At 75.3% G+C, this 12,997-nt stretch carries 8 protein-coding genes and 3 pseudogenes; 7 read left to right on the top strand and 4 right to left on the bottom strand.

What is annotated here, in order from left to right; genetic code table 11:
* Positions 1–116 precede the first annotated feature (116 nt).
* Positions 117–467: a DUF3140 domain-containing protein gene (locus QCD66_RS13705; RefSeq protein ID WP_364218606.1), complete on the bottom strand. Its 351-nt coding sequence runs from the start codon at positions 465–467 to the stop codon at positions 117–119.
* 123 nt (positions 468–590) lie between these two features.
* Positions 591–3,140: an ATP-dependent Clp protease ATP-binding subunit gene (locus QCD66_RS13700; RefSeq protein ID WP_364218608.1), complete on the bottom strand. Its 2,550-nt coding sequence runs from the start codon at positions 3,138–3,140 to the stop codon at positions 591–593.
* A gap of 150 nt (positions 3,141–3,290) precedes the next feature.
* Here QCD66_RS13700 and QCD66_RS13695 point away from each other — a divergent pair.
* The 5 genes and pseudogenes from QCD66_RS13695 to QCD66_RS13675 form a co-directional block, all read left to right on the top strand.
* Positions 3,291–3,653, top strand: a pseudogene (locus QCD66_RS13695) (hypothetical protein); the annotation flags it as partial.
* Between the two features lie 223 nt (positions 3,654–3,876).
* Positions 3,877–4,137 carry a hypothetical protein gene (locus QCD66_RS13690; RefSeq protein ID WP_364218610.1) on the top strand — a complete coding sequence of 87 codons (261 nt, stop codon included), beginning with the start codon at positions 3,877–3,879 and terminating at the stop codon, positions 4,135–4,137.
* 6 nt (positions 4,138–4,143) lie between these two features.
* The gene (locus tag QCD66_RS13685; RefSeq protein WP_375737342.1) at positions 4,144–5,181 is read left to right on the top strand and encodes a hypothetical protein; all 1,038 of its coding nucleotides are present in this window, start codon (positions 4,144–4,146) and stop codon (positions 5,179–5,181) included.
* Positions 5,174–7,872 (top strand): annotated as a pseudogene (locus QCD66_RS13680) (FtsK/SpoIIIE domain-containing protein). Before QCD66_RS13685 ends, QCD66_RS13680 begins: the two are co-directional and overlap by 8 nt.
* Positions 7,873–8,043: 171 nt before the next feature.
* Positions 8,044–8,697: a hypothetical protein gene (locus QCD66_RS13675; RefSeq protein ID WP_364218724.1), complete on the top strand. Its 654-nt coding sequence runs from the start codon at positions 8,044–8,046 to the stop codon at positions 8,695–8,697.
* Here QCD66_RS13675 and QCD66_RS13670 read toward each other — a convergent pair.
* Together QCD66_RS13670 and QCD66_RS13665 are read right to left on the bottom strand one after the other, a co-directional pair.
* A complete protein-coding gene (locus QCD66_RS13670) occupies positions 8,663–9,997 on the bottom strand; it encodes a cupin domain-containing protein (protein ID WP_375737272.1) in 1,335 nt (444 codons plus the stop codon). The genes QCD66_RS13675 and QCD66_RS13670 overlap by 35 nt on opposite strands.
* Positions 9,994–10,238: pseudogene (locus QCD66_RS13665) on the bottom strand (hypothetical protein). The gene QCD66_RS13670 and the pseudogene QCD66_RS13665 overlap by 4 nt, the downstream one beginning before the upstream one ends.
* Before the next feature lie 213 nt (positions 10,239–10,451).
* Between QCD66_RS13665 and nhaA the strand changes: the two are divergent.
* The gene (gene nhaA, locus QCD66_RS13660) at positions 10,452–11,783 is read left to right on the top strand and encodes a Na+/H+ antiporter NhaA (RefSeq protein ID WP_375736564.1); all 1,332 of its coding nucleotides are present in this window, start codon (positions 10,452–10,454) and stop codon (positions 11,781–11,783) included.
* A gap of 142 nt (positions 11,784–11,925) precedes the next feature.
* Entirely contained in the window at positions 11,926–12,873 is a 948-nt protein-coding gene (locus tag QCD66_RS13655; RefSeq protein WP_375736563.1) for a spherulation-specific family 4 protein, read from the top strand.
* The last annotated feature ends 124 nt before the right edge of the window (positions 12,874–12,997 follow it).

The raw sequence follows: 12,997 nt of genomic DNA, 5'->3' as shown, positions 1-12,997 counted from the left end.
CGGCGCGCTCGGCGTGATCGACGCCCGCTCGGCGTGATCGACGCCCGCTCGGCGTGATCGACGCCCGCTCGGCGTGACGCGCTCGGCGTGTGCTTGGCTGCCGGGGCGCGGGCGGGTCAGGTTGCGCGTAGGGGGTCGTGGCCGAGGTCCAGGAGGGCGTGGCGCCACTGGTCGTTGCCGGCGCCCTCCTCCGGCCGGTCGGCGAGCAGGTCCTGGATCTGCTCCACGGTCGTCCGCATGACGTCGAGGTCGCCGTTGGTCAGGTCGACCTTGCGCCGGCCGAGGATGTCGAGGATCGCCCCGCCCGGCTGCGGCATCGTCTGCTCGGGCGGGCCGGGGAACCCGTCCTCGTCGGAGGCCCGGACCAGCAGCCAGTTCCGCAACTGCCCGGAGTCGACGTTGACGTACGCGTGGAACTCGTCCCAGAGTTCGTTGACCTCCGGGTCGGTGCGGTCCGGTGTGGGCATGTCACTCCTGTCGTCAGGCCCACTCCCCCGCGATCTTGCGCTTGTCGCCCGACAAACCGGAACAGAAGGGGGAGACAACTGCAAGATCGCCGAAAAGGAGAGGAGCGGGGAACGGGGCGGCGGTCAGCGGCCGGAGATCGAGGCGGGTTCGGGGTGGCGGCCGGCCGCCTCGGTGCCCGAGACGTCGAAGACCAGCTCGCCGTCGCGGGCGTCGACGCGTACCCGCTGGCCGGCCGACAGCGTCCCGTCGAGCAGCATCCGGGACAGCCGGTTGTCGACCTCGCGCTGGATCGTCCGGCGCATGGGTCGCGCCCCGAAGCGGGGTTCGTGACCGTGCTCGGCGATCCAGTCGATCGCGGCCGGGGTGAGGTCGACGTTGATGTTCTGGGCGTGCAGCCGCCGCCGGGTCTCGTCGAGCATCAGTTCGGTGATCTGGCGCAACTGCTGCGCCTCCAGCCGGCGGAAGATGATCACCTCGTCGATCCGGTTGAGGAACTCCGGCCGGAACGACTCCTGGAGCAGGCGCATCAGCCGCTCCCGCAGGTCGCGGTCCTCTCCCCCACCCTCGCCGTCGGTGCCGAAGCCGACACTGCGCCGGCTGCCGGTGATCAGGTCCGAGCCGAGGTTGCTGGTCATGATCATGACCGTGTTGCGGAAGTTCACCGTCCGCCCCTGGCTGTCGGTCAGCCGTCCCTCGTCGAGCACCTGGAGCAGGACGTTGAAGATGTCCGGGTGTGCCTTCTCGATCTCGTCGAAGAGCACGACCGCGTACGGGCGGCGGCGCACCGCCTCGGTGAGCTGCCCGGCCTCCTCGTAGCCGACGTAGCCCGGCGGCGCGCCGACCAGCCGGCTGACGGTGTGCTTCTCCTGGAACTCGCTCATGTCGAAGCGCACCATCCGCTCCGACTCGCCGAACAGCGCCTCGGCCAGCGCCCGCGCCAGTTCGGTCTTGCCGACGCCGGTCGGGCCGAGGAACAGGAAGCTGCCCATCGGCCGGTCCGGGTCGGCCAGGCCGGTACGCGACCGGCGGACCGCCTCGGCGACCGCGGTGACCGCGTCCTCCTGCCCGACGACCCGCTCGTGCAGGTGGGTCTCCAGCCGCAGCAGCCGGTCGCGTTCCTCCTCGGTGAGCTGGTTGACCGGGATGCCGGTGGCCCGGGACACGACCTCGGCGATCTCCTGGGTACGTACCTGCGGCACCCGGCCGTCGCCGCCGCCGCGGGCGGTCTCGAACCGCTCGCGGGCCTCGCGCAGCCGGTCGCGCAGCGACGACGCGCGCTCGTACTGCTCGTCGGCGACCGCCTGGTCCTTGTCGCGCTTGAGCTGCTCCACCTGCCGTTCGAGGTCGCGTACGTCCGCGGCGGGCGTGCGGGTCTGCAGCCGTACCCGCGCTCCGGCCTGGTCGATGAGGTCGATGGCCTTGTCCGGCAGGAAACGGTCGGTGACGTACCGGTCGGACAGCTCGGCGGCGGCGACCAGCGCCTCGTCGGTGAACCGCACCTGGTGGTGGGCCTCGTAGCGGTCGCGCAGGCCACGCAGGATCGCGACGGTGTCCTCGACGCTCGGCTCCGGGACCACGACCGCCTGGAAGCGGCGGGCCAGCGCCGCGTCCTTCTCGATGTGCCGGCGGTACTCGTCGAGCGTGGTCGCCCCGACCACCCGCAGCTGGCCGCGGGCGAGCGCCGGCTTGAGCATGTTGCTGGCGTCCATCCCGCCCTCGGCGCCGCTGCCGCCCGCGCCGACCAGGGTGTGCAGCTCGTCGAGGAAGACGATCAGCTCCTCGCCGTGCTCGCGGATCTCGTCGATGACCTTCTTGAGCCGTTCCTCGAAGTCGCCGCGGTAGCGGGTGCCGGCGACCAGGCCGGCGAGGTCGAGCTGCACGACCCGCATGCCGACCAGGGTCTGTGGCACCTCGCCGTCGGTGATGCGCTGGGCCAGCCCCTCGACGATGGCGGTCTTGCCGACCCCGGCCTCACCGATGAGGACCGGGTTGTTCTTCGTACGCCGGGACAGGATCTCCACGGCCTGTTCGATCTCGTCGGCGCGCCCGATGACCGGGTCGATCTGTCCCTCGCGGGCCAGTTCGGTGAGGTCCTGGGCGTACTGGTCGAGGGTCGGGGTGCCGTGCCCGTTGCGGGTGCCGGCGCGTTCGGCGCCGGCGGCCTGCAACGACTCCGGCTGCACCCGGCCGGCGGCCAGCATCCGGCCGGCCGGTGACTCGGGGTTCAGCGGCAGCGCCATCAGGATGTGTTCGGGTCCGATGTAGGTGACCCCGATCGCCCGGGAGAGCTGGTGGGCGTCGAGCAGGGCCCGCTTGGCGGCCGGGGTGAGCGACATGTTCGACGGGATGTCGCCACGGGGCGCCTCGCCGGGGCCGTTGAGCGAGGCGAGCAGGGGGTCGGGGTCGGCGCCGGCGCGGCGGACCAGGTCCCGCAGCGGCTGCCGCTGCAGGGCCGCCCACAGCAGGTGGTCGGTGTCGAGGTCGGCGCTGCCGGACTGGGCGGCCCGCCGGGCGGCGTCGGTCAGCAGTTCGCGGGCGTCGGCGCTCATCAACCGGGTGATGTCGACCCGGTTGCTCGGACGGCGGGGTTCACCGCGGCCGAAGTATCGGGACAGGAACTCGTCCCAGGGGTCGCTACCGGGCTCGCCGGGTCCCAACGGTCCACTGCTCATCTGCCGTTCCCTCGTCACGGGCGCGGCCCCGCCGTGACCACGCCGCCGGTGTTGCGCCGGGCTACCCGACTCGGCCGACCGCAAACGTCGCGTCCGGGCGCGGCGGTGCGGCGCCGTGCCGGCGGGGCCGGGGTACGGGAGGCTGGCCGTATGGAGACGCAGGTGCTGCTCGTCGTCGACGCCGCCAACGTGGTCGGGTCCCGGCCGGACGGCTGGTGGCGGGACCGGCCGGGCGCCACGGCGCGGCTGCGGGACCGGTTGGCCGGGCTCGCCGCGCGCGGGTTGGCGGACCTGCCGCCGCCGGTGGAGGTGGTGCTGGTGGTGGAGGGCGCGGCCCGGGGCGTGCCGCCGGTCGACGGGGTGGCGGTGGTGTCCGCGCCGGGTTCGGGCGACGACGCGATCGTCGACCTGGTGCGTACCGCGGGCCGGCCGTGCGTGGTGGTGACGGCCGACCGGGGGCTGCGGGAGCGGGTGACGGCGCTGGGCGCCACCGTGCGCGGCCCGCGCACCCTGGACCGGCCGGCGGCCGGGGCGCGGCCGCCGGCCGGACCAGCGGCGGCGGTCGAGCCGCCGGCGGCCGACGCGTCCGAACACGATGGACGGTCGGGAAACCGTGGCGGCCGCTGACACGCCGGCCGGACCTGCCGGTACGCGACGCGTGCGCCGTTGATCCGGACGCCCCGGCAGGAAACGGATAGGGTTGTGGGGACAGTCCTCCCCGCCCCCAGGAGGTTCCGTGGCGAGCGTTGCTGAGCTGAAATCCGCGATCGAGGCGGCCCTCCAGCAGATCAGTGACGCCCAGGCGGCGGTGCAGGGCGCCAGCGAGCGGCTCAACGAGGCGCAGATGACACTGGCCGGGGCGCTGGAGGGCAGCGGCCACGAGACGGTCACCGCCGCGCAGGCGTCGCTGTCGCAGGCGAGCCAGGAGCTGGAGGACTGCCTGTCGGCCACCCTCGCCGCCGTCGAGCAGGCCCAGCTATACGTAGCGACGCTGTGATCCATCATGTCGATCATCGAGGACATCGGGGCGCTGGTCCGCGCCGCCGCTGACGACCTGCCCGCCGACCAGGTCGCCCGGGCCCTGGACCATCTCCAGAAGGCCGGCGACCGGCTGCGGTGGGTACGGCAGGAGTCGGCGAACCCGATGGGCGTACCCGAACTGTCGGCGGCCACCGAACACGCCGAGAGCGCCGGCTACGCGCTGCGGCTGGCCCAGGAGCAGCTCGCCGAATACCTGGCCGCCATCGGCCTGGGCCAGGACGGTGGGCGGCCACCGGCCCCCGTACCGTCCGGCGAGCGGCGGCGACCGGAGCCCGAGCCGGAACCCGGCGGACCGCAGAAGAGCGCCCCGGCGGGGCCGGCGGCGGTGCACCGGTGGTGGTCCGAACGCGTCGGCGAGCTGACCGGCCGCGCCGACGAGTCCGATCCCGGCACCGAGAAGGGCGCCACCGACGCCGGTGACCTGCTGCGCCGGGTGGCCGCCGGGGTACGGTCCGGCGACAAGGACCGGCTGCACCGCGAGCTGCGTGGCGTGGACGCCTCGGTCGGGCTGGGGCTGGCCGCGTCCGCCCCGCCGGTGCTGCGTGACCTGGCCACCGACCTGCTCGGGCATCCGCCGCGGGCGCAGGACCTGGACCGCCTGCGCAACGCGTTCGACGGCCCGCTGCGGGCCCTGCTGCCGAACCTGCCCAAGCCGGTCCTGGAGACGGTGCTGACCCGGGTCTGCCGGATGCCGCCGCCCCGCACCGACCCGGACGCGCCGCCGACGAACCCCGCCGACCCGGCGGTGGCGGCGGGCGTGCTGACCGGGCTGCTGCTGCAACGCCTCGGCCGCGACCCGGAGTCGGTGCTGCCGAAGGACGGCGCCCCGCCACCGGGCCAGGCCACCCCGACGCAACCCGGGCCGGCGAAGCCGCCCCCGCCCGGCCTGGCGAAACCGGCCCGGCCCGGTCCGGCCCGCAAGCCGCCCCCGCCGAAGGCGGACGCTCCCCGGGTGTGGCCGCGCGGCGGCGACCGCACGGGCGGAGGCTCGGGTGGCTGACGTACGCACCCAGCTCGCCACCCGGGTCCGTGAGCTGCTCGCCGACGCGCTCGGTTCGGCCCGGGACCGGGTCGAGGACGCCATGGCCGATCTCGACGAGGCCGAGGACCGGCTGGCGCGCACCCGGGCGGCGGCGGCCCGGGTCCGGCCCCGGGTCGGCGCCGAACGCGACCAGCGGCTGGCCGAGATCGACGACCGGCACGGCGAGCGGATCGGCGTACTGGCCGACCGGGCCGCCGGCGCCGCCGCGCGGGAGGCGCCCGGGGCGGCGGGCGCGCCGTGGGAGGCGTGGCGGGCCACCCCGCCCCGTACGACGAATCGCCGGGCGCGCTGCGGATCGGCGCGGTACGGCTGCCGGGCATCGCGCCCGTACCGGCGCTGGTGCCGCTGCTCGACCGGGGGCACGTACACCTGACCGGCGCCGACCGGGGCGGCGCGGACGCGGTGGTCGCCGCCCTGCTGCTGCGGGCGGTCGGCGGCGCCGTACCGGGGGCGGTGCGGCTCGCCGGCTACGACCCGGAGCATCTCGGCGGCGGGCTGGCCGGGTTCGCCCCGCTGGCGCCGGCCGCGCTGCTGACGTTCGTCGGGCCGGGCGGGCTGACCGGGCTGCTCGACGACCTCGTCGACCAGATCCGGCGGATCAACGAGAAGGTGCTGGCCGGCGAGCACGCCTCGCTGCGCCGGCTGGCGGCGGCGACCGGGCGGCGACCGGAGCCGTGGCGGGTCGCGGTCCTGCTCGGCGGCGACGAGCTGTCCCGGCACGAACGCGCCCAACTGGAGCGGGTGGTCCGCACCGGTCCGGCGTGCGGCGTGCACCTGGTCGTCCGCGGGATCGCGCTGCCCGACGACCCGTCGGTCACCCGGATCGCCGTCGACGGCGACGGCGCCCGGCTCGGCACCGCCCGCGACGGGTCCGGCGGCCTGCCGATCCGCCTCGACCCGGCCCCGCCACAGGTCCTGGTCACCGAGACCTGCCGGCAGGTGGCCGCGCACGTGGCGGCCGGGCCGCCGCCGGCACCGTTCACCGCCCTGCTGCCGCCCGACGACGAGATGTGGCGCGAGGAGTCGTCGGCGGGCCTGACCGCCCCGATCGGCGACGGCCCGCTCGGCCGGCCGGTCCTTCTGACGCTCGGCGACTATCCGCCGCACGCGCTGATCGGGGGGCCGTCCGGCACCGGCAAGACCAACCTGATCTACGCCTGGATCGGGTCGCTGGCCGCCCGCTACTCCCCCAACGAGCTGGAGTTCTACCTGCTCGACTTCAAGGAGGGGGTGTCGTTCGCCCGCTTCGCGCAGGGCAAGCGGGACCCGAGCTGGCTGCCGCACATGCGACTGGTCGGCATCAACGTCAACACCGACCGGGAGTTCGGGCTGGCGCTGCTGCGGTTCCTCGCCGAGGAACTGCGCCGGCGCGCCGACGCGGCCAAGCGGCACGAGGTGACCAAGCTCGGTGAGTTGCGCGCGGTCGACCCGGACGGCCGCTGGCCGCGGATCGTCGCGGTCGTCGACGAGTTCCAGATGCTGCTCGCCGGCCGGGACGCGGTCGCCCGCGAGGCCGCCGACCTGCTGGAGGACCTGGCCCGGCGGGGCCGGTCCCAGGGCATCCACCTGGTGCTGGCGTCGCAGGACGTACGCGGCATCGAGGCGCTGTGGGGCCGGCCGGCGCTGGTCGCGCAGTTCACGCTGCGGATCGCGCTGCCGAAGGCGTTGCGGATCCTCGCCGAACGCAACGACGCGGCCCAGTCGCTGCCCCGCCACCACGCCGTGATCAACGCCGAGTCGGGACTGGTCGAGGGCAACGAGGTGGCCAAGATCCCCGGCGCCAGCGACTGGGGCACGTGGAGCGAGCTGCAGAACAAGCTGTGGAAGATGCGCCCGCCGCACGCCGCGCCGGCCCGTCTCTTCGACGGCGACGCGGTGCCGAGGCTGGCCGACGCGCCGGACTTCGCCGCCCTGGCCCCGCCGGCCGACGGCGGTGCGCCGGCCCCCGGACGCGGACCGGTCGCGCTGCTCGGCGAGATCATCGACGTACAGGCGCGGTCGGCCGGGATGCGGCTGCCCCGCGCGCCGGGCCGCAACCTGGCCGTCCTCGGCACCCGGGTCGACGAGGCGTGCGCGGTGCTCGACGCCGCCGGCCGGTCGCTGGCCCGCCAGCACCGGCCCGGCACGGCCCGCTTCTCGATCGCCTGCCTGGACCCGGAGGCCGACCTGGCCGCCCGGAGCCTTTTCGAGGCGTTGTCGCCGGACGCCAACTGGTACGACGAGGAGAGCGTGGCCGAACTGATGGCCGAGACGGCGGCCGGGCTGGGGTCCGGGTCCGCCGAGCCGCACTACCTGCTGCTGTACGCCGTCGACGCGGCCACCGGGCAGTTGTCGGCGCAGGTGGACGGCGCGACCGGGCTGGCCCACCTGCGGCACGTGCTGCACCACGGGCCGGAGCGGCGTACCCACGTGCTGGCCTGGTGGCGTGGCGTGGCCCGGATGCGGGACGACCTGGGCGGGCCGGCGTCGCGTACCGACCAGATCGGGGCGTGGGTGGCGCTCGACGTGCAGGGCGCCGAGCTTACGTCGGCCCTCTACCCGGGCGGCTCCGGCGGCCCGGACTGGTATCCGCGGCCGTGGCGGGGGCTGTTCTTCGACCGGGCCGTGCACCGCACCGCCCAGGTCCTGATCCCCTACGGGCTCACGTGACCGGGCGCAGCGAGGGGGCACCGTGACCGAGCGCAGCGAGGGCACCATCTGGCTCAGGTTGGAGCACGGTGCCCGCGAGCGGAGCGAGGGGGCACCGTGACCGAGCGCGGCGAGGGCACCGGGCAGCTCTGGTTGAAGGAGGGCACTCCGGAGCGCGGTGGGAGGGGCGCCGTGCCGGATTCGTATCCGCAGTTGCTGCGGCGGCTGGCCGAGGTGACCGCGCGGGTCGACGCGCAGCGGACCGAGGCGCGGCAGTGGTACGACCGGCAGTGCGCGGCCGCCGACCGGGCGGTCCGGACCGCGCAGGACGAGGTGGAGCGGGCCCGGGCCGAGGTCGAGGTGGCGCGGCAGGAGGCGCAGGAGACCGAGGCCCGGGCGATGGTGCTGTGGCAGGAGCTGCGGGAGCGGCTCGGCCCGGCGGCGGCCCGGCTGGCGGCGGGGGCACCGGCGCCGGCCCGATCGGGCGACGAGGATCCGCAGACGCAGTTGCGCCGGGTCCGGGATCTGCTGGACGCGGCCCGGCAGCACCGGGAGCTGCCCCGGTCGACTTACCCGCTGCTGGCGGTCCTGGGGGTGTTGGGTGCGGCGGCCGCGTACGCGCTGGGGCTGGCGGCGCGGGCGGCCGGCGCCGGTTACGGCGGTGACGTGGCGGTCGGGATGCCGTTCCTGGCGCTGGTGCTGATGCTGCTCGGGCCGCTGGTCGGGCTGGCGCCCGCGCGGGTGGTCGCCGACCGGCGGCAGGCGTCGCTGGATGTGCGGGCCGGGCTGGTGGTGGTGGTCGCCGGTGCGGTCACCACGCTGATGCTGCTGGTGGCGTTGCGCTGAGTTCCGGTTCGCGGTCGGTGGTCCACGCCGGCTGGGCCGCCGTGGTGTCCGGCGGCGGCGCGGGTACGGCGACCGCCTCGCGCAGCAGCCGGCGGGCCAGGACGAGGCGGTCGGCGTCGTCGTCGAGGCCGGGCAGGTCGCCGACCCGGCATCCGCCGCTGGCCAGTACGGCCCGCACGGCCGGCTCGCACCACCGGGGCAGGCTGATGGTCCGGTCGGGCAGGCGCAGCGCGACGCGGTCGGTGCCGTCGGGTTCGAGGCGCCAGCGCAGTGCGGGCCGGGGTGCGACGCGGCTGTCGGGGTGAAGAGTGTCGATCGCGGCGGCCTGGGCCAGCGGCCGGATCGGTGCGGGGCGGCTGGCCGGCCAGGCCCGGTCGCGCAGCCGGGCGGCGACCTGGGCCGGGTCGGCGGTACGCAGCCAGTCGCGCAGCGCCTCGACGGTATCGGTGAGCACGGGGGCGAGTTGCCCGGGTTCGGCGACGTCGACGCCGAACGGCAGGGTGGCCCGCAGCCGCCGGTCGGTGGCGGCGAGGCCGAGGAGTTCCTCGACGAGGGCGTAGCGGGTGAGGGCGCGTACGCCGACGGTGAGGTGCAGTGAGCTGTCCCGCTGGGCGCGGGCGCTGTGCAGGTAGCCGCGGGGCAGGTAGAGGGCGTCGCCGGGTTCGAGTACGACGTCGAGGACGGGCGCGCCCCGCGCGACGGCGCCGACCTCGTCGGCGTGGCCGCCCCACGGCTGGCGTTCCAGCGGCTCGGGCAGCACCGGTTCGTGGACGCGCCAGTGTTTGCGGCCGTCGACCTGCAGGACGAAGACGTCGTGGGTGTCGTAGTGGGTGGCGAAGCCCTGGCTGCCGGGCGGGGTCAGGTAGGCGTTGACCTGGAGCGGCTGCCCGAGGTCGAGGCCGAGTTGGCGGGTGAAGTCGATCAGTGGCGGCCAGTTGCGGTGCAGGCCCTGCAGGACGAGGGTGGCGCCGCCGGCGTACAGGTCGAGGACCCGTTCGTCGAGGACCTGGTCGGTGATCTCGGCGCCGGCCCCGCCGCCGCCGGTGTAGCTGCCGGCCGGCAGCACCCGGCCGTCGCCGGCCACCCGCAGGAACGGGGTACGCAGCCCGCGCCGGCTGAGCAGTTCGTCGGCGTCGGCGGGGGCGAGCAGGTCGGTGAAGCCGTCCGGGCCGGCGAGGGCGGCGGCCCGGGACAGCAGCGGTGTCCGTCCCCAGTGGACGGCCGCGAACCGGTCGGGCGGTACGGCGACGCACCGGGCGAGCGCCGGACGGTCGGCGCCGTCCGGCGCCGGACCGCTCAGCGTCGGGCTCCGCCGTCGGCACCGCCGTCCTGCTGGCCCGGGTGGCGCCGCCGTCGGCCGGTCCCTCGGCGCTGCCGTCCGCGCCGCCGTCGTGCTGCCCGACGGTGGCGCCACCGTCGGCGGGTCCCTCGGCGGTTCCGTCGGCGCCGCCGTCCTGCCGGCCGGGCGTGGCACCGCCGTCGGCCGGTCCCTCCGGGGTGCCGGTGCCGCTCGTACGGATGTCGTCGTCTTCGAGACTCATCGGTGCCCCCTCGGGAAGTCGTGCGCCTGTCGTCGCGCCGACTCCATCTACCCCCGATCAACTCTGGCAAACCGGGCATATCCTCCCCGCTGCCCGGCCGCCCGGCGCCGTGACCGGCGACCGGCGGTCTATGATTGCCGCCGGTGTGCCGGGAGTCTGGTCGGCAAGGTCCCAGGACCTTCGTGCCCCGCCCCGCCACCAGGAGCCCGCCAGATGCCTCCCCCGCCCGCCGCGCCGCCACCGCCCGCCGTGCCGCCACCGCCCGCCGTGCCGCCACGCAACCGCCTGTTCAGCCTGCCCACCTGGTCCCGGGCGCAGGCCGTGGGCCGGGCCCTGCGCAGCGAGACGGTCGGCGGCCTGCTGCTGATCGCCGGTGCCGTGGTCGCGATGCTCTGGGCGAACTCGCCGTGGCGGGCCGGGTACGACCGGCTGACCGGCGCCGAGTTCGGCCCGCACTCGCTGCACCTGCACCTGTCGGTCGCCGACTGGGCGGCCGACGGACTGCTCGCGATCTTCTTCTTCGTGGTCGGCCTGGAACTGAAACGCGAGTTCGTCGAGGGCGAACTGCGCTCGCCGCGCCGGGCGGCGCTGCCGATCGTCGCGGCGGTCGGTGGGATGGTCGCCCCGGCCCTGATCTACACCGCGGTCAACCTGAGCCGGGCCGGCGGCTCGCCGCAGGGCTGGGCGGTGCCGACCGCGACCGACATCGCGTTCGCCGTCGCCGTACTGGCGGTCATCGGCACCCACCTGCCGGCGGCGCTGCGGTCGTTCCTGCTCACCCTCGCCGTCGTCGACGACCTGCTCGCGGTCACCGTCATCGCGGTGTTCTTCACCTCCGAACTCCACCCGCTGCCGCTGCTCGGCGCGCTCGCGGTCGTCGCCGTCTTCGCACTGCTGACCGGGCGCGGCGTCACCCGCTGGTGGCTGCTGGTCCCGTTGGGGGTGACCGCCTGGGCGCTGATGCACGCCTCCGGGGTGCACGCGACCATCGCCGGGGTGCTGCTCGGCTTCGCCGTTCCGGCGGTCGCCCGTGGCGGGCGCCGGGAGAGTCTGTCGGCCCGGTTCGAGCACCGGTGGCGGCCGGTGTCGGCGGGGGTGGCCGTACCGGTGTTCGCGCTGACCGCCGCGGGCGTCACCCTCGGTGCCGGCGGGCCGGCGGCCGCGCTGTCCGATCCGGCCGGCCTGGGCATCGCGCTCGGGCTGGTGGTCGGCAAGGTCGTCGGTATCCTCGGGGCGACCTTCCTGCTCGCCCGCTTCACCCGGGCCACCCTCGACGAGAGCCTGTCCTGGTGGGACGTGTTCGGCCTGTCGCTGCTCGCCGGCATCGGGTTCACCGTCTCGCTGCTGATCGCCGATCTGGCGTTCGCGCCGGGCGGCGCCACCGCCGACCACGCCAAGACCGCGGTGCTGACCGCCTCGGTGTGCGCCGCCCTGCTGGCGACCGTGGTGCTGCGCTGGCGCAACCGCGTCTACCGCCGGCTGCGCGAGCGGGAGACGCTCGACGCGGACCACGACGGCGTCCCGGACGTCTTCCAGCGCCCCTGACCGGACGGCGAAGCGGGAATGCACATATACCGACATTCGCCGTAGACCGGAGCCATGCAGGCGTGCCAATCGTGAAATCGACGGCAGCGGTACGCCCGTTCGGGCCACGCGCCGGCCGCGCGACGGGAACACTGGGGCAACCATGAGGAGCGTACTGGCGGTCACCGTCGCCGGCGTCACCGCGATCGGGCTCGTGTCGGCGGTCGTGGCCCGCCTCTACCGCCCCGAACCCACCGGCCGTCCACAGCGGATCGCGGTGCCGGCCTACTGGACCCCGGCGGTGCCCGCCGGCCGGGCGATGTTCGACGGGCTCGCCGCCACCGCCCCGGCCACCGGGATCGTGGTGGTGAACGGCTCGCGCAGCGCCCCCGAGGTGCCACACCATACGGCCTGGTCGCAGACGGTGCACACGCTACGCGCCGGCGGCACGCTGCCGCTGGGCTACGTCGACACCGGCTACTTCGGGATCGACTTCGGGCCGGGGTCGCACTCGACCCGGCCGGACGGCGCGGGCGGCGGCGGGTCGGACCTCGCCGCGTGGCGGGCCCAGATCGACCGGGACGTCGACGACTGGTACGCCCTGTACGGGGGCGACGGGCTCGGCGGCATCTTCCTCGACCAGACCGCCGCGCTGTGCGGACCGGACAACGCGTACGTCGAACTGCACCGGGCGGTCGTCGACCGCATCCGGTCCCGTCATCCCGGGGCGTACGTGGTGATGAACCCGGGACGGTCGACCGAGCGGTGCTACGCGGGGATCGCCGACACGCTGGTCACCTTCGAGGGGTCCTATCTGGAGTACCTGGCGCACCGGCCGGCGGCGTGGGAGCGGTGGGTGCCGGCCGACCGGATCTGGCACCTGGTCTACGACGCGCCGGACCTGGCGAGCATGCACCGCGCGGTCACTCTCAGCAAGCGACGCAACGCGGGCTTCGTCTACGTCACCAGCGAGATCCTGACCCCGGACGGCCGGCGGCACCCGTGGGACCGGCTGCCCGACGACGACTACTGGCGGGCCCAGCTGGCGGCGGCGTACGGCCGCGTGGTCGGGCCGCCGGCCGTGCCGGTCACGGCGGCCCGGCCGCGCTGACGGGGCCACCCGGCGAGGCGTCCGGCGATGATCCGGCGAGCCGGACATCGGCGGTTCGGTGGAGGCGGGTCCGCCGACCGGTCCGCAAACCACTTTCTTTACATTACTTTAAGTGATCATGCTG

This window comes from Polymorphospora sp. A560 (assembly GCF_045781765.1).
GTDB classification, from domain to species: Bacteria; Actinomycetota; Actinomycetes; order Mycobacteriales; family Micromonosporaceae; genus Polymorphospora; species Polymorphospora lycopeni.
The sequence above is the reverse complement of the archived record's forward strand: the minus strand, read 5'-3'. Positions and strand labels throughout refer to the sequence as shown.